The organism is Enterobacter sp. HG048, assembly GCF_024702055.1.
Lineage (GTDB): Bacteria > Pseudomonadota > Gammaproteobacteria > Enterobacterales > Enterobacteriaceae > Enterobacter > Enterobacter dykesii.
In genome coordinates this window covers 74,629-96,327 of the sequence record NZ_JANLIZ010000006.1, presented here as the reverse complement: position 1 = coordinate 96,327, position 21,699 = coordinate 74,629, and the positions used below count along the sequence as shown (strand labels likewise).

Sequence of the window (21,699 nt, the reverse complement as noted above, 5' to 3'; positions counted from 1 at the left end):
GACTACTGGCTAACCGGGCAATGCAGACGCGTTATCTCACCGCGCCGCCCCAGAGGAGAAATAAGTGTGACCGTGATGCTGACACATCCTGCGTGCGTTGTCTGCCCCCGACTGGCCTGCCAGCCTGCCGGGAGAACATTTGTTGAGAGCTGAGACTGATTCCAGGCATGGTGCCAGAACTGGCGATACTGGTTAAACAGGGTGAACCGCGCCGCCAGCGCCCGGTGATAACCCGACAGAGCCGTCACGACGATCACCAGCAGCATCATCGCCAGCAGTACCTCAACCATGCTAAATCCTTTTTCTCTGCTCACGGCAACTGACATAACGCACTCTCCTTAATGGGACAAAAATCACTCCAGCCGTGAGGCGAAAAGCGAACATTCCCGTCGACAATCTCTCCTGCGCGCCAGAGCAGCAGGTCGCTGTCTCCGGCAATCAGTAACACACGCGCTCCATTCAACTGGCGCAAACACACTCGCCACGCCGGTGTCATTTTGCACTGAACCTGTGGCTCCGACGACCAGCTCTGAACTCGTCCCCACTCAAGCGCGGACTGCACCGTCGCCTGCTGCTGAATCGAACTTTTCTCACCGCCAACGAGCGCGCTAAAGGTTGTGAGCTGCTGATTGAGACCGGTGAGGATCAGGGTACCGAGCACCAGTAAAAGCAGAACCATCGCCAGCGAAGACATGCCGCGTTGACGATTCACAGGTTGTACCCCGTGACCGTATACAACGCCTGCCAGGGCTCCCCCTGCTCGCCTTTACGAATCGCCGCCAGTTCGATATTAACCTCTGGCGCAAAACCGGCATGTTCAACTGTCCTCACCACAAAATGCGTGATCGCTAGCCTGTCAGGGTCCGTGAGCTTTTCCCATCCTTTTCCTTCACATGAGGTCGCTCCACGCTGGGTTTCAAGCGCACCAGACTCCAGTCGAAAACCAGTGCTGTCATTTTCTGATGAGCTGTTATCCCAGCTGCCGTTACTGTTGGCATCCCACCGCACAATGACGCAACCTCCAAGCCTCGCGGTCACCAGCGCCTGTCCCTGACAGTTTCCCGCACAGTACCCCGCACGCTGAAGCTGTTTGCCCAAGGCAAACAGGTGGTGCCAGACCTCTTCCTCCAGTTGTCTCTGGCCAGATTGCCCTAAGACCGCCCGCTGCAAGCCGGGTAAAAAACGCGATGCGCTTATCAGCAGGAGGCTGCTAATCGCCGTGGCAATCAGAACTTCAGACAGTGAGAAACCTCGCTGCTTCATCGACATGAACCTCCCGCAGAGACCTTACACATCCTGATGCGCCCTCCATTTGAGACAATAATCAGCCATTCTCCTGCACGGCTCTGAACGCGTATCCGCCCTGCCCAGGCCGTATCCTTTAATCCATAGAACGCGAGCGACGGCGTGACCTCGCCGATCGCGACCTCAGGCCAGAGTGGTATCAGCACAAAGGGACTGCCCTTCTCACAGCCTTGCGCGGCAGAGCTCACCAGACAGTCCCGACCACCCACCCGCTGACGGGTAATTTGATGGTCGCGGTTGTAGCGGTTGGCATGATTGCGCAGAAACAGCAGGTAATCTCGCACCTGACTGGCGGTTTGCCACAGCCGCTGCTGCCGCTGCCAGCTGTCCCAGCCGTACAGCCCTGAGGCGCTGAGGATAACGACAAGCGAAATCGCGACCAGCGTTTCGATAAGCGTAAAACCGTTCTCTTTTTTCATACCGGGAGTGTGGCGAAGCGCGGTGAACATGACGAGCGACGGATCCTCGTTTTACGAGGCGTTATCCGGAGAATCAGGAGTGTTGCAGCGCGTTGCACGCTTTCTGGATAGCGCTTCGGGAAACGGGATAAAGGCGAAAAAAAACCGGCGCTAAACAGCACCGGTTGTGTCACGCTTTATCGCATCAGATAGCGACAGGCGCTTTGATGCCCGGATGCGGGTCATAACCCTCAATCTCGAAATCATCAAAGCGGTAATCGAAGATTGATGCCGGTTTGCGCTTGATAATCAGCTTCGGCAGCGCACGCGGTTCGCGGGTCAGCTGGAGATGCGTCTGTTCCATATGGTTGCTGTAAAGATGGGTGTCCCCACCGGTCCAGACAAAATCGCCCACTTCCAGATCGCACTGCTGCGCCATCATGTGGACCAACAGCGCATAGCTGGCAATGTTAAACGGCAGGCCGAGGAACACGTCACAGGAGCGCTGATAGAGCTGGCAAGAGAGCTTGCCATCCGCCACATAGAACTGGAAGAACGCGTGGCACGGTGCCAGCGCCATTTTATCCAGCTCGCCGACGTTCCAGGCAGAAACGATGATTCGGCGCGAGTCCGGATCGTTTTTCAGCTGGTTCATCACGGTGGTGATCTGGTCAATATGGCGGCCATCAGGCGTTGGCCATGCGCGCCACTGCTTGCCGTAAACCGGACCCAGGTTGCCATTTTCATCTGCCCATTCGTCCCAGATTGAGACGTTATTTTCGTGCAGATACGCAACGTTGGTATCGCCTTGCAGGAACCAGAGCAGTTCATGAATGATCGAGCGCAGGTGGCAGCGCTTTGTCGTCACCAGTGGGAAGCCTTCTTGCAGATTGAAGCGCATCTGGTGGCCAAAAATAGAGAGCGTACCGGTGCCGGTGCGGTCGTTTTTCGGCGTGCCCTCGTCGAGCACTTTTTTCATCAATTCAAGATACTGTTTCATGGTTCCTCAGGAAATTTGTTGCTGTGGACGACGACGATACGCCCAAATCATCATAATGGCACCCGCGACAATCATCGGAATGGAGAGGATCTGCCCCATGCTGATGTACTGTACCCATTCGCCGGTAAACTGTGCGTCAGGCTGACGGAAGAACTCGACGATAATACGGAATGCGCCGTAGCCGATCAGGAACAGGCCGGAGACAGCGCCCATCGGACGCGGTTTGCGGATAAACAGGTTGAGGATGATAAACAGCACCACGCCTTCCAGCGCCAGCTCGTACAGCTGAGACATATGGCGCGGCAGCACGCCGTAGGTATCGAAAATGGACTGCCACTCCGGGTGTGATGGCAGCAGCGCGATATCTTCCGCGCGGGAGCCCGGGAAGAGCATCGTGTACGGCACGCTCGGGTCGACGCGGCCCCACAGCTCGCCGTTGATAAAGTTACCCAGACGGCCAGCGCCGAGACCAAACGGGATCAGCGGTGCGATAAAATCTGAAACCTGGAAGAAGTTGCGTTTGGTGCGTTTGGCAAAAATCACCATCACCAGGATCACCCCAATCAGGCCGCCGTGGAAGGACATGCCGCCGTCCCAGACGCGGAACAGATAGAGCGGATCGTTCAGGAATACCGGGAAGTTATAGAACAGCACGTACCCAATGCGGCCACCGAGGAACACGCCGAGGAAACCCGCATAGAGCAGGTTTTCAACTTCGTTTTTCGTCCAGCCGCTGCCCGGACGACTGGCGCGACGGCCGGCAAGCCACATGGCAAAAATGAAGCCCACCAGGTACATCAGACCGTACCAGTGAAGCGAAACAGGTCCTACTGAGAAAATGACCGGATCAAATTCCGGAAAATGCAGATAACCACTGTTCATCTGTCACCACAAGATGTTGTTATTCCGCTGAAAGTGGACAGCGGTAGAAATGCGATTCTGCCGTAAGCAGAGGCTCCAAAGTTGCGAATCATAGCACAAGGCGGGCGCGGAGGATGCGCCAGAGATGTAAAAGATGTGTATAGGGTTTTATGCGCGCTGGAGCCCTCTCCCGGAGGGAGAGGCAGAAAGATGATTAGCGGCCGCCGCGGATCAGGCCGCCCATACCGCGTCGTTCCATAAACGCCGCGACCTGATGACGAACCTCAGCCGCAAGCTGCGCGTCAAGGCTGCGTTCAGCCAGCTCTCGGGCATCGTTGATGTCGATATGCCGCAGCAGGTACTTCACGCGGGCGACAGCGCGACCGTTCATCGACAGATGGCGGTATCCCAGACCAATCAGGATCGCAACGCACATGGAATCCCCGGCCATTTCACCGCACAGGCGTAAATCAATGCCGTACTGTTCAGCCTCGCGGGCGATCATCGCTAACGCACGAATGATCGCCGGATGCAGGCTGTCGTAGATACTGGCGACACGGGTATTGTTACGGTCGACGGCCAGAATATATTGCGTCAGGTCGTTCGTGCCGACAGAGATAAAATCAACACGGTTTGCCAGCTGCGGCAGCATAAAGACCATAGACGGCACTTCAAGCATCACCCCGATCCGCGGTTTCGGGATCGCATAGCCGATCATCTCTTCCACTTCACGGCCGGCACGTTCGATCAGTCGCCGGGACTCGTCGATCTCATCAATGCTGGTGACCATCGGGAGTAAAATGCTGAGATTGCCCGTCGCCGCGTTGGCGCGCAGCATCGCACGCACCTGGATCAGGAAGATCTCCGGCTGATCGAGCGTAATGCGGATCCCACGCCAGCCCAGGCACGGGTTTTCTTCGCTGATCGGCATATAGGGCAGCTGTTTATCCGCGCCGACATCGAGGGTTCGCAGGGTGACAGGTTTGTCGTTAAACATCTGCAGCATTCCCTGATACTGCGCCACCTGCTCCTCTTCGGAGGGGAAACCGCTCTGCAGCATGAACGGGATTTCAGTACGGTACAGGCCAATACCGTCGATGCGGCTGCCAAGCTTTTCTTCATGCTCAGGGCTTAAACCGGCGTTGAGCATGACTTTGATCCGCTCTCCGCTCTTAAGCTGTGCGGGCAGGTTAACGTCATCTTCCGCCAGCTTGCTTAATTCATTCTCTTCGCTGATAAGACGCTGGTATTCCTGGAGCAGAACCGGCTCAGGATCGACCAGCAGCTCACCGCGATAGCCGTCAACGACCAGCGTACGGCGGTGCAGCACCGACGGCTGGATATCCGCGCCCATAACGGTTGGGATACCCAGCGCGCGCACCATAATGGCGGCATGCGAGTTGGCGGCGCCATCGCGCACCACCACACCGGCCAGCCTGTCCTGGGGCAGTTCAGCCAGCGTCGTTGCCGAGAGTTCATCGGCGACCAGAACAAACCGTTTTGGCCAGGCATTCGGCCCCTGAATGGTGTCATCAAGATGGAACAGCAGACGTTGTCCCAGGGCACGGAGATCGCCAGCCCGTTCTTTCAGGTAACCGTCGGTCAGTGCCGCAAATTGATCGGCAAATTTTTCGATGACCTTCTTAACCGCCCACTCTGCGACCGAGCCTTTATCCACCTCCGCAAACAGCTCACGACGCAGACGCGCGTCGGAGAGCAGGTGCGAATAGAGGTCGAAGATGGCCGCCGTCTCTTTCTGTGCGCCTGCGGCAAAGCGCTTGCTGTAACGACGAAATTCATTCGCCGCCTCTTCCAGCGCGGCGGTAAGACGCTCTCGCTCAAGCGCTTCATCAAGCGTAGAGGCTTCGTAAACCTGCTCCATCAGCGGCAGCGTGGCGTCCATCCAGCCTTCAGCAATCGCTACGCCCGGCGATGCAGGAAGGGCACGAATGCGCGTATGGCGATATTGACCAAAGAGCGCGGCAAGCTGGGACTGGGAGAGGATCGCCGCCATCTGCGTGGCCAGCGTGACGAGGAAAGACTCTTCGCTTTCATCGTACTGACGTAGCTCGCGCTGCTGGACGACCAGCACGCCGAGCAGCTGGCGACGCTGGATAATCGGCACGCCAAGGAAAGCGCGGAATCGCTCTTCTTTTACGGAAGGGATGTATTTAAAGCTGGGGTGTTTTTGCGCGTCAGCAAGGTTGATGGGTTCAGCCAGCCGCCCAACCAGGCCCACGATACCTTCATCAAATGCGAGCGTGACGGTGCGTCCACGTGGTTTTTTCAAACCACGGGTCGCCATCAGGTAATAGCAGCGCCGATCGTGGTCGGCCAGATACACCGAACAGACTTCGGTCTCCATCGCAAGACAGATGTCAGTGACCAGAATATTCAGCGCCTCGTTCAGACGCGGAGCACTGGCCACCTTCTCGACTATTTCTCGCAAGCGGGTGAGCATGATTTGCGTAGCTTAACCTCTTTTACGTCGCCATGCAGGTGCGTTCTGCGGCTTAGGCGGGATCTCCTGAAGCTGCATTACCACACTTGCAAACTCTTTCATCACCCTACGGTAAACATCGCGTTTAAATGACACGACCTGACGAACAGGATACCAATAGCTCACCCAGCGCCAGCCATCGAACTCCGGCGTACTGCTGGTTTGCATATTGATGTCTGAATCGTTGCCCACCAACTGCAACAGAAACCACTTCTGTTTCTGGCCGATACAAACCGGCTTTGTGTCCCAACGCACCAAACGTTTCGGTAACTTGTAACGCAACCAGTTGCGGGTCGAAGCCAGGATGCGAACATCTTTTCGGCTTAAACCGACCTCTTCAAAAAGCTCCCGGTACATCGCTTGTTCTGGGGACTCTCCCGGATTGATCCCGCCTTGCGGGAACTGCCAGGAGTGCTGACCATATCGCCGGGCCCACATTACCTGGCCCTGACGATTACAAATTACTATTCCTACGTTCGGGCGGTAGCCATCGTCATCAATCACCGGACTACCCCAAACTAAACCTTATATATGAATGATTGTTTCACACTACAGGGAGGCGGTAAACCACTCTCTTACAGGGCTGCAACCTAATAACATTTGAATAACTCACAAATAAGCGCTGAGTTATAAACAGATGAGAGGCGGTGAAGGGAATTTTATTCACCTTTTCTGTGGATATAGTTGTGAAGAAGTGTCTGATTACCGATGAACAACCTCAAACCCTGCCTTGCCACCGCTTTCGCGACAGTTAAATAACCTAATACTTTTCATAACGTTAAATGTATTTCCATGAACCAAAAGCAGAATAGCGTGACGATCGTCACATCAGAGATCGTCGTGCTGATGAAAGATCGAACAGCGTCGGTTTTATCCACAGATTGTGCCAATAAGTTAGTCACAATTTGTTTGAAAATTGGATTTTCATCGCACGTCAAGGCTGTAAATTGAAACAGTAGTCAGGGTTATGCCCAGTTATCCCATTTTTCTGTGGATAACATGGTGTAAGATCCTGTTCATTGTCAGTGACCAGATTTGAACAACCGGTTTTCCGCCTCAGGTGAAACGATTTCAAACCACTAAAAAAACCTATAAATCATAGACATGGAATATTGGTACAGAAATAGTTAAACTCTATCCACAGGGGACAATTTCTTCGTTTATTTTTTAATCAAAAGGTTACCTTCATGCATCCGCTTACACCCTTGCTCTCGCCGCCGTCCAGCGAGGGCCAGTTGCTACAGCAGGCACAGCGTCTTGCAGGCTTTTCGCTTGGCGAGCTGGCGGCAATGGCAGGGCTTCAGATCCCGAAGGATCTGAAACGGGATAAAGGCTGGATCGGCATGCTGCTTGAGCTGTGGCTGGGTGCCAGCGCAGGGAGCAAACCCGAGCAGGATTTTGCAGCGCTTGGCGTGGAGTTAAAAACCATCCCCATAGACAGCCAGGGCAAACCGCTTGAGACCACCTTCGTCTGCGTTGCGCCACTAACCGGCAACACCGGCGTGACGTGGGAAACCAGCCACGTTCGTCACAAGCTGAAGCGCGTGTTGTGGGTGCCGGTCGAAGGTGAGCGTCAGATCCCCCTGGCTGAGCGTCGCGTTGGTGCGCCGCTGCTCTGGAGCCCGAACGACGATGAGGAGCAACAGCTGCGTCTGGACTGGGAGGAGCTGATGGACATGATTGTGCTTGGGCAGGTAGAGCGCATCACCGCCCGGCACGGAGAAGTATTACAGCTGCGCCCGAAAGCGGCTAACAGCAAAGCGCTTACCGAGGCAATCGGCGCGAAGGGTGAGCCGATACTAACGTTGCCGCGCGGTTTTTATCTCAAAAAGAACTTCACAGGCGCGCTTCTTGCTCGCCATTTTCTTCTAAAAACATAGTTTTTTACTTATTTTGCGAGCTCTCAAACATAATCAGCTGGTTTTTAAGATTTTACCGCTTCCTCCTGTTGCCATATCGGGTTAAAACTAAACTATGATTTGATACGAGCCAGATGAGGACGATAACGATGAAAAAATGGGCAGTGTTAGTTTCAGCAGTCGGTTTAGCGTTTGCCGTATCGGGCTGTAGCAGCGATTACGTCATGGCGACAAAAGATGGTCGAATGATCCTGACCGACGGCAAACCCGAAGTCGACGATGATACCGGTCTGGTCAGCTACCGCGACCAGGAAGGCAATAAAATGCAGATCAATCGCGACGAAGTATCGCAAATTATCGAGCGATAAACAGAGAGAGGTCAGTCGCTTGCTGGCCTTTTTGATTTTTTTCTTCCCCTTTTGCTTCCCCTCTGCCATGTTTATATTCCTTTGTCGGGTACGCCCTGACGCGGTTTATATGTCTACTGAGGAAGCCGGCTATGCATTATCACCGTATCCCCCACAGCGCTCTGGAAATTAGCCAACTGGGGTTGGGCACGATGACATTTGGTGAACAAAACAGCGAAGCCGATGCCCATGCACAACTCGATTACGCCGTCAGCCAGGGGATTAACCTGATTGATGTTGCAGAGATGTACCCTGTTCCACCACGTCCGGAAACGCAGGGACTTACCGAAACCTACGTCGGTAACTGGCTGGCAAAACGCGGCAACCGTGAAAAGCTGGTGATTGCCTCCAAAGTCAGTGGCCCCGCGCGCAACAACGATACCGGGATCCGCCCGAATCAGATCCTCGATCGCAAAAATATCCGCGCCGCGCTGGACGCCAGCCTGAAGCGCCTGCAAACCGACTATCTCGATCTGTATCAGGTGCACTGGCCGCAGCGGCCAACCAACTGCTTTGGCAAGCTCGGCTACAGCTGGAATGAGAGCGCCCCCGCCGTAACGCTGCTGGAAACCCTGGAAGCGCTGACCGAGTGCCAGCGCGCGGGAAAAATACGCTACATTGGCGTCTCTAACGAAACGGCCTTTGGCGTAATGCGCTATCTTCACCTGGCGGATAAACACGATCTGCCGCGTATCGTCACCATCCAGAACCCGTACAGCCTGCTTAACCGAAGCTATGAAGTGGGTCTGGCCGAAGTGACGCAATATGAAGAAGTGGAACTGCTCGCCTATTCCTGTCTCGGCTTTGGCACGCTGACGGGGAAATACCTGAACGGCGCGAAACCGGCCGGGGCGCGAAATACCCTCTTTAGCCGCTTTACCCGCTACAGCGGCGAGCAGACGCAGAAAGCCGTTGCAGCCTATGTGGATATCGCGAAGCGTCACGGTCTTGACCCTGCACAGATGGCGCTGGCCTTCGTGCGTCGTCAGCCGTTTGTTGCCAGCACCCTGCTGGGCGCAACCACGATGGAACAGCTGAAAACCAATATTGAGAGTTTCCACCTGAACCTGAGTGAAGAGGTGTTAGCGGAGATTGAAGCGGTGCATCAGGTATACACATACCCGGCACCTTAATAAAAGCAAAACGGCAACACCGGTTGCCGTTTTTAGGGTTTGCTTCCTCTCCCTGTGGGAGAGGAGTGGCGTGAGGGCATCAGGCCGCACTTATCAACGCCGACGCTGCCAACCCCACAATCCCGCAATCGCCAGCGCAAACAGCCCACCAAACCCGACGCCAATCCCCACCACCGGCACACCGACTTTTACCGCCAGCGAGTAGAGCCCGAGCATTAGCAGCATCGCCAGGTTTTCACCCAGGTTTTGTACTGCGATGGCATTCCCCGCCCCGACGGTCTGCTTGCCACGTTCCTGCAGCAACGCGTTTAGCGGTACCACGAAGAAACCGCCCAGAATACCAATCAGGATGAGGAGGACATACGCAGGCAATAATGCATGTTGCAGCGAGAAAATAAGCACCACGACGCCAATCAGGATCCCCGCGGGCATGCAGCGTGCTACCGTCTCGAGCGTCACCAGCTTCGCCGCCGCACCTGCCCCCACCACAATGCCGATGGCCACCATCGCGTTAAGATAGGTCGGCGTCGCGTTGTCGGTAATTCCAAGCGCCACCGGCACCCACAGCACCAACAGGAAGCGCAGCGTGACGCCCGCCCCCCAAAACATACTGGTTCCCATCAGGGAGAAACGCGTTTCTCCGTTACGCCACAGCACGCGACAGGCGGTAAAGAAACTGCCGGTCATCGGTTTAAAGCGCCAGGATTGCCCCGGGCGAGCCACAGGTAGCTTAGGAATAAACAGGTTCGCCACAACTGCCCCGCCATACACCACCGCGCAGATGCCCAGTGCCGCCAGGACATGCCAGTCGGCCAGTACGCCGCCCGCGACGGATCCGAGCAGGATTGCGGCGATGGTTGACGACTCCATCAGGCCGTTGGCTTTCACCAGCTTATCACCCGTGGTCAGTTCTCCGAGAATGCCATACTTCGCCGGGGAGTAAGCGGCAGCGCCAATGCCCACCAGCGTGTAACCAATAAACGGATTGAAGCCAAAGCAAATGCTGGCAGCACCCAGCAGCTTGAGGGCGTTGGCAAACATCATCACCCGGCCTTTCGGGAAACTGTCCGCCACCTGCCCGACAAACGGAGCAAAGATAATGTAAGCGCCCACAAACACCATCTGCAGGATCGGCTGGCTCCAGTCGGGGTAAAACTCGGCCTTCAGCAGCGCCAGCGTGGCAAACAACAGCGCGTTATCACCGAACGCAGAGAGAAACTGCGCAGCGATGACGGCCATCATGCCTTTCGACCTGAGCGATGTGTTAGTGTGTACTGACTCACGCATTTTGCTGTTCCGCCTCTTCAACCATGCCTTTCAGGGTCACGAAATCGGGCTTCCCGCTACCCAGCACCGGGAGCTGCTTCAGGTAGCGAATATCGCGCGGCACGGCCAGTTCAGGAATACCGTGTTCACGCGCATAGCTCAGTAACCTGTCGCGCTTAAGCTCAGCGTCGGTCGTAAACAGCACCAGCGCTTCGCCTTTGCTGGCATCACTCTTCACCACCGTCGCATGCATTTTATCCGCGGAGACGGCCGTCGCCAGCTGCTCAACCATTTCCAGAGAGACCATTTCACCGGCGATTTTGGCGAAGCGCTTAGCGCGCCCCTGAATCTGTACAAAGCCCTGTTCATCAAAACGGACAATATCACCGGTGTCGTACCAGCCGGTTTCAACCTCACCGTTGACGTTTTCCGCCGTCGGCACCTCAAGCACGCCTGGGTTTTCCACGCGCAGATAACCGTTCATCACGTTTGGCCCTTTCAGCTGCAGACGGCCACCGTCCTCAATGCCCGGCACGGCCAGCAGACGCGCATCCATCCCCGGCAGAATTCGGCCCACCGTACCCGGCTTCGCTGCCATCGGTACGTTAATCGAGACCACGGGAGCACATTCGGTAACGCCATAGCCTTCAAGAATGCGCAGGCCAAACTTGTCCTGCCAGATCTGACGCGTGCTATCCTGCAGTTTTTCCGCACCGGCCACCACATACCGCACGCGATAGAAGTCATACGGATTGGCGAAACGCGCGTAGTTGCCGAGGAACGTTGAGGTGCCGAACAGGACGGTGCAGTTACGGTCATACACCAGCTCAGGCACAATGCGATAATGCAGCGGGCTTGGGTAGAGGAACACTTCTGCGCCGGTCAGCAGCGGCGTAAAGAGTCCCACCGTCAGGCCAAAGGAGTGGAACAGCGGCAGCGCCGACATAAAACGGTCATTCGCGGTAAAGTCGGCAATGCTTTTGATCTGCTCAACGTTCGCCAGAATGCTCTTGTGGCTGTGGACGACGCCTTTCGGGTTGCCCTCCGATCCCGACGTGAAGAGGATAATCGCATCATCTTCCGGCTGCTGTTTGACCTGCGCCAGACGCGGCATAAGCAGGTGAGCAAAAATCCACAGCTTGTCGCCGGTGGTTACGTCCGCTTTCAGATCCTCCAGGAAAACCCAGCGCACCTGGGTGAGCTGCTCGGGAAGATGCCAGAGCTTGCCTTTGTCCAGGAACTGACGAGAGGTAAAGACGGTATTAATCTGGGCCGCGGTGATGGCGCTGGTCAACCCTTTCACGCCCGCCGTGTAGTTCATCATTGCCGGGATGCGCCCCCGGGAAACCGCACCAAAAATCACCGCCGCGCTGATGCCGGCGTTAGGCAGCATCAGGCCAATCTTTTCGCCCTTTTTGCTGTACTTCTCCAGAATGCGGCCCACAAACAGGGTCTTGGTCAGCAGCTTGCGATAGGTATCCGGGGTAAAGTTGACGTCTTCGATGCAGTTTTTCTTCGCGCCATAGCGGTGCTGCGCGGAAAGCAGAGATTCGTACAGCGTTTCGCGCGGGCGCACGGCCATGCGCGCTTCCATCATAATCTGATGCAGCATTTCCCCGGCGATTTTACGGCGATCGCGGGCACGCGGCGCGTCCGGCATCGGTAACGACGTGGGCGGCAGAATGTGCAGCGTGATTTTTGGGAACAGACGCTGCTTCACCAACCCTTTCAGGCGGCTGAAATGCGTTAGCTCTGCGCCTTCAATGCGCAGCGGTACCACGGTCGCTTTTGATTTCGCCGCGACAAACCCCGCGCCGTCGTAGATTTTCATCAGCGAACCGGTCACTGAAATACGCCCTTCCGGGAAAATAACCACCGGACGCCCCTGCTCAACCAGACGCACCAGATGCTTAATCATCATCGGCTTTGTCGGGTCGAGCGGCACAAAATCAATCAGCGGCGTGAGCCAGCGCATGTACCACTGCTGGCTGATAGAGGTATAGACCGCAAACACCGGGCGCACGGGTAAAAATAGCGCCAGCAGAATGCCGTCTATAAAGGAAACATGATTTGGCGTGATAAGAACGCGTTCGCCGCGAAGGGCATGGGCATCGCCAGTGACGCGGATGCGAAAAAGAATACGGAAGAGTGTACGGAAGAACCCAAATAGCATCTCAACTCCCTTTGCCAGCCAGTGTGGAGGGTTGATAGTAAATGGTGGCAGATTACACGAGAAGTGATACGGGAGCGACAGCAAAAGTGGAGGCGAAAAAAAACCTGCGCATCCGCGCAGGTTGGTGCAAGAGATGAGTACGAAGCCGTACTAAGAATTCTCACCAATCAATACCTCTGGGATCTCGACTGTATCAATCCTGTTAACGTTCCCGCTATCAGACAATCGCAACAGCCTGAGGCAAAGTGTAACCAAAGGTTCAGATTGACATTTTTCAGACATGACTGCGCGTGTAACGATTACACTACCAGTGTTGTCCTGCGTCACGTTTGTGGAGAGCGAAAATCCGCTCCCCTTGAATGCGCGGCGCTTTTCCGCAACACTATTTGGTGTGTAAACGCTTACCCCCAACAAGAAGGTAATGAATGGCGACAATAAAGGATGTGGCCCGTCTGGCAGGCGTGTCGGTGGCAACCGTCTCCCGCGTGATTAACGACTCACCGAAAGCCAGTGACGCATCGCGCCAGGCGGTACAAAACGCCATGGAATCCCTGAACTATCATCCCAATGCCAATGCCCGCGCGCTCGCCCAGCAGTCCACCGAAACCATTGGGCTGGTGGTGGGTGATGTTTCCGACCCCTTTTTCGGCGCCATGGTGAAAGCGGTTGAACAGGTCTCTTATCAGACGGGTAATTTTTTGCTGATCGGCAATGGCTATCATAATGAGCAAAAAGAACGCCAGGCCATCGAACAGCTGATCCGCCACCGCTGCGCGGCGCTGGTAGTTCACGCCAAAATGATCCCGGATGCCGAGCTGATTCACCTGATGAAGCAGATGCCCGGAATGGTGATCATCAACCGCATTATTCCCGGGTTTGAAAAACGCTGTGTGGCCCTCGACGACCGCTACGGTGCCTGGCTTGCGACCCGTCATCTGATTCAACAGGGCCATACCCGAATTGGCTATCTCTGTTCCAATCATCCCATTTCTGATGCGGAAGACCGCCTGCAGGGCTACTACGACGCCCTGCGTGAAAACGGTCTGCCGTGTAACGATCGTCTGGTGGCCTACGGTGAACCGGATGAGAGCGGCGGTGAACAGGCCATGACCGAACTGCTGGGTCGCGGACGAAATTTCACGGCGGTTGCCAGCTATAACGACTCCATGGCCGCGGGGGCAATGGGGGTGCTGAATGACAACGGGATTGAGGTACCGGCAGAAATTTCGCTGATTGGCTTCGATGACGTGTTGGTCTCTCGCTATGTTCGCCCGCGTCTGACCACCGTGCGCTACCCGATTATCACCATGGCGACGCAGGCCGCCGAACTGGCGCTAGCGCTGGCTGAACAGCGCCAGCCGCCGGATATTACGCATCTGTTTAGCCCGACGCTGGTTCGCCGTCACTCCGTTGCGTCACCTGCGGAAGCGCAGAGCGAATAACGATAGAGGTGAACCCTCGTGTTGGGGTATTCCAGCCCATCACCGATATACTGCCAGCCGTAACGTTCGTAGAAGTCGCGGCAGGCAGACCAGAGGTGCAGTTCTTCATATCCCGCCTGCGCGGCCCAGGTAATAACGTGCTGCTGTAGCTTTCCTGCCAGCCCCTTGCCTCGCGTCGCGTCGTCAACGTAGAGCGCCGCCAGCCACGGAAAGAGATCCTGACGGGTGATCAAATCGCAGCGCCAGAGCCCTACTGTACCCAGAAGCTGTTCGTCTTCAACGGCGATAAAGGTCAGCGGTAATGCTCCCGGCGTCTGGCTGTGCTCAATAATGCTGTGGAAAAATTCCCGGGGAAGCCCTTCGCCAAAGGCCTGCCAGAGCCAGTCGGTGACCTGCTCCGCATAGTGCGGTGCCTGGTAAAGCGGGAGGATGGCTATCTTTTTCACGTTTCACCTGCGTTTTCTCATGTTTTGCTGGCCTGTCGCCCCAGCTCGGTTCGGCGATTACTTTACCAGAGTCAGACTATTTCGTTTTACTTCACGCAGGCCAGACGAATCGTGACCAAAAAGCGTGATCGTGGCAGAAGTTTTGCGCTTCCCGCATCGCTTATACGCCGTGAGGTCTGTGTTAAACTGCAAGCCATTACGTGGAAGCAGGAATGTAGAATGGCAACAATGCTGGATGTCTCACTGCGTGCGGGCGTGTCGAAGGCTACCGTCTCGCGCGTGCTGAACGGCACAGGTCAGGTTAAAGAGAGTACGCGTCAGCAGGTCTTTGCTGCGATGGAAGAGCTGGGCTATCGCCCGAACTTTCTCGCGCGTTCACTGGCTAACCAGACCAGCAACAGCATTGGTCTGGTCGTCTCGACCTTCGACGGCTTTTACTTTGGTCGTCTTCTCCAGCAGGCGTCGCGGCAGACGGAAACTCACGGAAAACAGCTGATCGTCACCGACGGTCACGACGCGCCGGAACAGGAAGAACAGGCGGTACAGATGCTGGCCGATCGCCAGTGCGATGCCATCGTGCTTTACACGCGCTACATGAGCGAAAAAGCGATAGTCAAACTGATGAACACCGTGAAAACGCCGCTGGTGGTCATTAACCGAGAAGTGAGCCAGGCGCCGGATCGCTGCGTGTTTTTCGAGCAGCAGGATGCCGCGTTTAAGGCCGTGGATTACCTGATCGCCCAGGGCCATCGGGAGATCGCCTGTATCACCGTTCCGATCCACACCCCAACCGGGAAAGCACGGCTGATGGGCTACCGTAAGGCGCTGGAAAAGCACGGCATTCGCCTGGACGAGCGTCGGATAAAGTACGGCGATGCGGGAATGACGCGGGGATACGAGCTGTGTAAAGAGTTGATTGCCGACGGAGTACCGTTTAGCGCCCTGTTTGCCTGTAACGACGATATGGCGCTGGGTGCGTCCAAAGCGTTACACCAGGCGGGGCTTAAAATTCCGCAGGATATTTCACTGTTCGGCTTTGACGATGCCCCAAGCGCGAAATGGCTGGAGCCTGCGCTCTCATCGGTTTATCTGCCCATCGACAATATGATTGTCACGGCCATCGATCAGGCGATCCGGCTGGCAAAAAACCAGCCGGTCGATGCCATCCCGCCGTTTACCGGCACGCTGGTGTTACGCGATTCGGTCACAACGGGGCCGTACTTTCATCAGATGAGTTCTAAAGCCAGCAGTTCCTGAATGGTCTGGCGACGACGGATCAGCCGCGCCTTGCCGTTATCAAACAGCACTTCCGGCAGCAGCGGGCGGCTGTTGTAGTTAGATGACATCGACGCCCCGTAGGCACCGGTATCATGCAGCACAAGATAATCACCCGGTTTGACCTCTGGCAGCGCGCGGGTCTCCACTTTGCCGCCTTCCTGCTGGGTAAAAACGTCACCCGATTCGCACAGCGGGCCCGCAACGACCGTCTCAACGCGCGGCGCCTGCGTTAAATCACGGCCGTCGGCGGCCAGGGCGGTAATGTGGTGATAGCTGCCGTACATGGACGGACGCATCAGGTCGTTAAAACCTGCGTCAATCAATACGAAGTGGCGAGACCCCATCTCTTTCACGCTGCGCACCTGTGAAACCAGCACGCCGGCTTCCGCGACCAGGAAACGACCCGGCTCAATTTCCAGTTTCACCGCGTGGCCAAGATGCGCGGCGATTTGGTCACGCGCGGCGCTCCACAGACCGTAATAGTGATCGGTATCGATCGCCTCTTCGCCTTCGCGATAAGGAATGGAGAGACCGCCGCCGGCTGAGATCGCCTCAAGATCCTGGCCGAAGTCGATAACCTGGCGCACCATCGCGCCGCACACCTGCTCCAGGTGGCCGTAATCCACGCCAGAGCCAATATGCATATGAATACCCACCAGCTTCAGGCCGTAGCGCTGTAATACCTCCAGCGCGGCAGGCATATCGGCATACCAGATCCCGTGCTTGCTGTTTTCGCCGCCGGTATTGGTTTTTTGGCTGTGACCATGACCAAAGCCCGGATTCACGCGCAGCCAGACGCGGTGGCCGGGAGAAACCTGCCCCAGCTGCTCCAGCATATCCACAGAACCGGCGTTCACCGGGATCTGCAGTTCATGGACGCGCGCAAGCGTCGCATCGTCGATCACATCGGCGGTGAAGACGATCGTGTCGCCGTCGGCTTTCGGATCGAATCCGGCCGCCAGCGCACGCTCGATTTCGCCAAGCGAGACGGAATCCACCTTCACGCCCTGCTCACGCATCAGGCGCAGAATATGAATATTGGAGCATGCCTTCTGGGCAAAACGCACCACGTCAAACTGATGCAGGGCGGCGATCTTCTCGCGGACAATCTGCGCGTCGTAGACCCACACCGGACAGCCAAATTCGGCAGGCAGGCGCAGCAGGTTGTCGGCGTTCAAATCGGTATCAGTCTGGTTCAGCGGGCGTGGCATGGTCTTCTCCGGATAAATGCGTTTTGATGATTACGCCACAGCGCAAAGAGAATAAAAAATATCGTTTTATCGCGAGTCTATGCAAAAATGATATGCACAGTTCTCTGCTTTCAGGTGCCCTATGCCCGCCGTCAATTTGCGCCACATCGAAATTTTTCATGCCGTGATGACCACCGGCAATCTCACCGAAGCCGCACAGATGCTGCATACCTCGCAGCCGACGGTGAGCCGCGAACTGGCCCGCTTCGAGAAAGTGCTGGGGCTGAAGCTGTTCGAGCGTACCCGGGGCAGGCTTCACCCGACGGTGCAGGGGTTACGCCTGTTCGAGGAAGTTCAGCGCTCCTGGTACGGACTGGACAGAATAGTGAGTGCTGCGGAAAGCCTGCGCGAGTTTCGCCAGGGCGAGCTGTCGATCGTCTGCCTGCCCGTCTTTTCGCAATCCTTTTTGCCGATGCTGCTGCAGCCCTTTCTGGCCCGTTACCCGGAGGTCAGCCTCACTATCGTGCCTCAGGAATCACCTCTGCTTGAAGAGTGGCTTTCGGCCCAGCGCCATGATTTAGGGCTAACCGAAACCCTTTCCACACCGGCGGGAACGGCGCGCACGGAGCTGATCTCGTTAGATGAAGTGTGCGTTCTGCCCGCCGGGCATCCGCTTGCCGGTAAGGCGGTGCTCACGCCAGAGGATTTCCACGGGGAAAACTACATTAGCCTGTCGCAGACCGACAGTTACAGACAGCTGCTGGATACGCTATTTGCCGAGCATCAGGTCAAACGGCGAATGGTGGTGGAAACGCACAGCGCGGCTTCGATTTGCGCGATGGTGCGTGCGGGCGTCGGCGTCGCGGTGGTGAATCCGCTCACGGCGCTGGACTATGCCGGAAGCGGGATCGTCATCCGCCGCTTTAGCGTTTCCGTCCCGTTCACCGTGAGCCTGATCCGCCCGCTGCACCGTCCGGCTTCCGCGCTGGTGGACGCTTTCACCGAACACTTAATGGAGCATGCGCGTCAGGTGGCGCTTCGCTTACCTGACCTGCAAAACCCGTTATGACAGCATAAACGCCACGGCATCCGCGGCATGGATGGCGGTGGTATCAAATACCGGGACGGGGCTTCGATCGGCCGGCACCAGCAGGCCAATCTCGGTGCAGCCGAAGATCACGCCTTCTGCCCCCTGCTGCGCCAGCTTTTCAATTACGCTGACGTAATACGCGCGGGAAGATTCGCTGAAGGTACCGAGGCAGAGCTCGTCAAAGATAATCTGATTGATGCGCGCCCGATCTTCTTCATCCGGGATCAGGCTCTCGATCCCAAATTCACTGTGCAAACGCCCGCGATAAAAATCCTGTTCCATGGTGTAGCGTGTGCCCAGCAGGGCTACGCGGCGCATCCCGGATGCCGCAATCGCACGCCCCGTTGCGTCCGCGATATGCAGAAACGGCAGCGCGCAGCGGTCCTCAATATGCGACGCCACTTTGTGCATGGTATTGGTACAAAGCACGATACCCTCGGCGCCGGCGCGCTCCAGCCCCAGCGCCGCCTGGGCCAGGATCTCCCCGGCTTTATCCCACTCCCCGCTCGACTGGCAGGCTTCGATTTCATGGAAATCAACGCTGTGCAGCAGCAGGCTGGCGGAGTGCAGACCGCCAAGACGCTGCTTTACCCCTTCATTAATCAGGCGGTAATAAGGGATTGTCGATTCCCAGCTCATTCCACCTAACAGGCCGATCGTTTTCATCATCCCTCCTTTTCTTTGTTCCTTTTGTAACACAACCGAAGTACATAAAAAAAGGCGCTTTATTCAGCGCCTTTTTAAACAAAAATCGGTTAGCTTCTGCATACGTTAGGATACGTAAACAGGCAATACAATCACACGCCGATGTTCCGCAGTTTCTCGCCAGCCATCAGCTTGCGCTCGATGTGTTCCAGCGTCACGCCTTTGGTTTCCGGGATCAGCCAGAACGTGACGCCAATAAACGCTACGTTCAGCACCGTATAGAGCCAGAAGGTTCCCGCTGCGCCAATCGCGTCCAGCAGCGTCAGGAACGTCGCGCCGATGATCATGTTCGACACCCAGTTGGTGGTCGTGGAACAGGTGATGCCAAAGTCACGGCATTTGAGCGGCTGAATTTCGGAGCACAGAATCCACACCACGGGCGCGGCGCTCATCGCGTAACCTGCGATACACATCATGGTCATCCCGACAGAAAGCCAGGAGAGTCCGCTTGAGGCCGTGCCTTTATCAAACTGCATCAGGCAGTAGCCGAGAATCAGCGTGCCGAGCGCCATCACGCTGAAGCCAATTTTCAGCGCCGGTTTACGCCCGGCTTTGTCCACGGTGAATACCGCAATAAAGGTGGCGAACATGAAGGTCAGCCCGACCACCAGAGTCGCGATCATCTGCTGTTCCGTGGTGGTGAACCCGGCCATTTTGAAAATGCGCGGCGCGTAGTACATGATGATGTTCATGCCGGTGAACTGCTGCATCGCCTGCAGCAGCATGCCGAGGAAAACCGCCCGGCGCACGTTGCGGTTGATCTTAAACAGCGCCCAGCCGCCCTGCTTTAGCTTCAGGCTTTCGCGGATTTCGTTCAGCTCTTCGCGCGCTTTTTCCGAGGTATCGCGCAGCATGCGCAGCACCTCTTCCGCCTCCACGTGACGCCCTTTTTGCGCCAGCCAGCGCGGACTGTTTGGCAGGAAAATCACCAGGACGATCAGCACCAGCGCCGGTAAGGCCAGCACGCCCAGCATCGCGCGCCAGTTGCCGCTGTAGCTGAAGTAGGTATCAGACAGGAACGCCAGCACAATACCCAGCGTGACCATCAGCTGATACATGCTGATCATCTTGCCGCGCACGTTTTCGCTCGCCATTTCGGAGAGATAAAGCGGCGCGGTGTAGGACGCAATCCCCACCGCCACGCCCAGCAGCACGCGGGAGAGCAGCAGGATTTCAACGTTAGCGGCAAACGCCGAGCCAATGGAGCCGGCAACGAACAGAATCGCCCCGACCATCAGGCTGTATTTGCGCCCCAGACGGAACGACAGCCAGCCGTTGAACAGCGCGCCAATGGCCGCGCCGAGCATCATGCTGCTCACTACCCACTCCTGCAGGCGACTGCTGAGGGTAAAGTGATCGGTAATAAACGGTAAAGCGCCGGCAATGACGCCTATATCCAGTCCAAATAACAGACCCGCCACGGCGGCGGCAATGGAGACAAACTGGTTCATGCGGCGAGTATCGCGCAGCGCAGCGGGCATTAGGGTAGAGTCATTTATCGATGTCATATTTTTCCTGCCTCAACAGCAAAATTCGTTAACTGAAATTACGAGAAAGCGAGGAAAAGTGTCAGGCCGGAAATCGCGAAGTTATGGATTATTCCGCTACGGCATACGGTTCTGTGATGGACATTACACTTTCAACTCGTGGCGAATAATCACGCATTTTTACTAATCAGTTAATATTTAAGCAATAAAAATGTGATTACCGTCATTTGTGATTTTTTAGTATGGATTTTTCATCTTTATCGATATGGACTAAGCCAATTATTGCGCAAAAAAAACCTCCGCCCACAGGCAGAGGTTCTTAATACAGGTGGAATTAACGCGCCAGCCAGCCACCGTCTACAGCCACGGTGTAGCCGTTGATGTAATCCGATGCGGAGGAGGCCAGGAAGACAATCGGCCCCATTAGATCGCTCGGCAGACCCCAGCGTCCCGCCGGAATGCGGTCGAGGATTTCCGCGCTACGCTGCTCGTCCGCACGCAGCTGCTGCGTGTTGTTCGTCGCCATGTAGCCCGGCGCAATCGCATTCACGTTGATGTCATGTTTCGCCCATTCGTTTGCCAGCAGGCGGGTCACGCCCATTACGGCGCTTTTGGACGCGGTGTACGACGGCACGCGGATGCCGCCCTGGAACGAGAGCATAGAGGCAATATTGATGATTTTGCCGCCTTTCCCCTGCGCAATAAAATGCTTCGCCGCCGCCTGGGACATGAAAAATACGCTCTTGATGTTCAAATCCATCACGTCGTCCCAGTCGCGCTCGCTGAAGCTGATGGCGTCTTCGCGGCGGATCAGCCCGGCGTTGTTCACCAGAATGTCGATATGACCGAATTCAGCCACCGCGCGGTCCAGCAGTTCAGGAATGGCATCGATTTTACGCAGGTCAGCGGTCAGGCTCAGGAAACGGCGGCCCAGGGCCGTCACGCGTTCGATCGTCTCAGTCGGTTCAACGATATTAATTCCGACGATATCGCAGCCCGCTTCCGCCAGGCCTAACGCCATCCCCTGACCCAGCCCGGTGTCGCACCCGGAAACCACAGCCACTTTTCCCTGCAGAGAGAATGCATCCAGAATCATGTTTATTCCTTACTCTTTCAGAGCCTGTCACTCACAGGCAGATTTATGCTTCACCGCCCGCGA

Annotated in this window: 21 protein-coding genes; 6 read left to right on the top strand and 15 right to left on the bottom strand. The window is 56.2% G+C overall.

Translation table 11 applies throughout. The features are described from left to right. Positions 1-2: 2 nt before the first annotated feature. The 8 genes from NUX24_RS09920 to rppH all read right to left on the bottom strand — a co-directional run bounded on the left by NUX24_RS09920 (position 3) and on the right by rppH (position 6,568). Positions 3-326, bottom strand: coding sequence for a prepilin-type N-terminal cleavage/methylation domain-containing protein (locus NUX24_RS09920; protein ID WP_257831253.1), 324 nt, complete (start codon positions 324-326; stop codon positions 3-5). Next, entirely contained in the window at positions 311-712 is a 402-nt protein-coding gene (locus NUX24_RS09915; RefSeq protein ID WP_047650232.1) for a DUF2509 family protein, read from the bottom strand. Before NUX24_RS09915 ends, NUX24_RS09920 begins: the two co-directional genes overlap by 16 nt. After that, positions 709-1,269, bottom strand: a complete 561-nt coding sequence (locus NUX24_RS09910) for a prepilin peptidase-dependent protein (protein WP_047650231.1) — start codon at positions 1,267-1,269, stop codon at positions 709-711. The genes NUX24_RS09915 and NUX24_RS09910 overlap by 4 nt, the downstream gene beginning before the upstream one ends. Further along, positions 1,260-1,724, bottom strand: coding sequence for a prepilin peptidase-dependent protein (locus tag NUX24_RS09905; protein ID WP_193807229.1), 465 nt, complete (start codon positions 1,722-1,724; stop codon positions 1,260-1,262). Before NUX24_RS09905 ends, NUX24_RS09910 begins: the two co-directional genes overlap by 10 nt. 184 nt (positions 1,725-1,908) lie before the next feature. Continuing rightward, a complete protein-coding gene (thyA, locus tag NUX24_RS09900; protein ID WP_014885081.1) occupies positions 1,909-2,703 on the bottom strand; it encodes a thymidylate synthase in 795 nt (264 codons plus the stop codon). Between the two features lie 6 nt (positions 2,704-2,709). Beyond that, positions 2,710-3,585: a prolipoprotein diacylglyceryl transferase gene (gene lgt / locus NUX24_RS09895; RefSeq protein WP_023309046.1), complete on the bottom strand. Its 876-nt coding sequence runs from the start codon at positions 3,583-3,585 to the stop codon at positions 2,710-2,712. Positions 3,586-3,778: 193 nt separating this feature from the next. Continuing rightward, entirely contained in the window at positions 3,779-6,025 is a 2,247-nt protein-coding gene (ptsP, locus tag NUX24_RS09890; RefSeq protein ID WP_023309047.1) for a phosphoenolpyruvate--protein phosphotransferase, read from the bottom strand. 12 nt (positions 6,026-6,037) lie between these two features. Then, entirely contained in the window at positions 6,038-6,568 is a 531-nt protein-coding gene (gene rppH, locus NUX24_RS09885; RefSeq protein WP_047650229.1) for an RNA pyrophosphohydrolase, read from the bottom strand. Between the two features lie 683 nt (positions 6,569-7,251). Between rppH and mutH the strand changes: the two genes are divergently transcribed. The 3 genes from mutH (at position 7,252) to NUX24_RS09870 (ending at position 9,463) form a co-directional block, all read left to right on the top strand. After that, positions 7,252-7,944, top strand: a complete 693-nt coding sequence (mutH, locus tag NUX24_RS09880) for a DNA mismatch repair endonuclease MutH (protein ID WP_038417291.1) — start codon at positions 7,252-7,254, stop codon at positions 7,942-7,944. A gap of 128 nt (positions 7,945-8,072) precedes the next feature. Then, on the top strand, positions 8,073-8,291 hold the full coding sequence (locus tag NUX24_RS09875; RefSeq protein ID WP_008499668.1) for a YgdI/YgdR family lipoprotein: 219 nt from the start codon (positions 8,073-8,075) through the stop codon (positions 8,289-8,291). A 131-nt stretch (positions 8,292-8,422) separates the two neighbouring features. Then, positions 8,423-9,463 carry an NADP(H)-dependent aldo-keto reductase gene (locus tag NUX24_RS09870; protein ID WP_023309049.1) on the top strand — a complete coding sequence of 347 codons (1,041 nt, stop codon included), beginning with the start codon at positions 8,423-8,425 and terminating at the stop codon, positions 9,461-9,463. A gap of 93 nt (positions 9,464-9,556) precedes the next feature. On the opposite strand, the gene lplT is transcribed toward NUX24_RS09870, so the two are convergent. After that, positions 9,557-10,750 (bottom strand): lysophospholipid transporter LplT, encoded by a 1,194-nt coding sequence (gene lplT / locus NUX24_RS09865; RefSeq protein WP_126329678.1) that lies wholly within the window; start codon positions 10,748-10,750, stop codon positions 9,557-9,559. After that, positions 10,743-12,902: a bifunctional acyl-ACP--phospholipid O-acyltransferase/long-chain-fatty-acid--ACP ligase gene (aas, locus tag NUX24_RS09860; RefSeq protein ID WP_257831246.1), complete on the bottom strand. Its 2,160-nt coding sequence runs from the start codon at positions 12,900-12,902 to the stop codon at positions 10,743-10,745. The genes lplT and aas overlap by 8 nt, the downstream gene beginning before the upstream one ends. Before the next feature lie 425 nt (positions 12,903-13,327). Between aas and galR the strand changes: the two genes are divergently transcribed. Continuing rightward, positions 13,328-14,344, top strand: a complete 1,017-nt coding sequence (gene galR / locus NUX24_RS09855) for an HTH-type transcriptional regulator GalR (RefSeq protein WP_047650225.1) — start codon at positions 13,328-13,330, stop codon at positions 14,342-14,344. Here galR and NUX24_RS09850 read toward each other — a convergent pair. Next, entirely contained in the window at positions 14,305-14,781 is a 477-nt protein-coding gene (locus NUX24_RS09850) for a GNAT family N-acetyltransferase (RefSeq protein ID WP_257831372.1), read from the bottom strand. The two genes, galR and NUX24_RS09850, sit on opposite strands and share 40 nt — an antisense overlap. 228 nt (positions 14,782-15,009) lie before the next feature. On the opposite strand from NUX24_RS09850, the gene NUX24_RS09845 reads away from it, so the two are divergent. Beyond that, positions 15,010-16,047, top strand: a complete 1,038-nt coding sequence (locus NUX24_RS09845) for a LacI family DNA-binding transcriptional regulator (RefSeq protein WP_033146449.1) — start codon at positions 15,010-15,012, stop codon at positions 16,045-16,047. On the opposite strand, the gene lysA is transcribed toward NUX24_RS09845, so the two are convergent. Further along, entirely contained in the window at positions 16,017-17,279 is a 1,263-nt protein-coding gene (gene lysA, locus NUX24_RS09840; protein ID WP_257831243.1) for a diaminopimelate decarboxylase, read from the bottom strand. The genes NUX24_RS09845 and lysA overlap by 31 nt on opposite strands. A 121-nt stretch (positions 17,280-17,400) precedes the next feature. On the opposite strand from lysA, the gene NUX24_RS09835 reads away from it, so the two are divergent. Then, positions 17,401-18,327, top strand: a complete 927-nt coding sequence (locus NUX24_RS09835; RefSeq protein WP_047650223.1) for a LysR family transcriptional regulator — start codon at positions 17,401-17,403, stop codon at positions 18,325-18,327. Here the strand turns inward: NUX24_RS09835 and NUX24_RS09830 are convergent. The 3 genes from NUX24_RS09830 to kduD all read right to left on the bottom strand — a co-directional run bounded on the left by NUX24_RS09830 (position 18,322) and on the right by kduD (position 21,636). Beyond that, positions 18,322-19,014 (bottom strand): aspartate/glutamate racemase, encoded by a 693-nt coding sequence (locus NUX24_RS09830; RefSeq protein WP_257831369.1) that lies wholly within the window; start codon positions 19,012-19,014, stop codon positions 18,322-18,324. The two genes, NUX24_RS09835 and NUX24_RS09830, sit on opposite strands and share 6 nt — an antisense overlap. A gap of 131 nt (positions 19,015-19,145) precedes the next feature. Further along, the gene (locus NUX24_RS09825; RefSeq protein ID WP_257831240.1) at positions 19,146-20,561 is read right to left on the bottom strand and encodes a sugar porter family MFS transporter; all 1,416 of its coding nucleotides are present in this window, start codon (positions 20,559-20,561) and stop codon (positions 19,146-19,148) included. Between the two features lie 313 nt (positions 20,562-20,874). Next, positions 20,875-21,636 carry a 2-dehydro-3-deoxy-D-gluconate 5-dehydrogenase KduD gene (gene kduD, locus NUX24_RS09820; protein WP_193805688.1) on the bottom strand — a complete coding sequence of 254 codons (762 nt, stop codon included), beginning with the start codon at positions 21,634-21,636 and terminating at the stop codon, positions 20,875-20,877. Positions 21,637-21,699 lie beyond the last annotated feature (63 nt).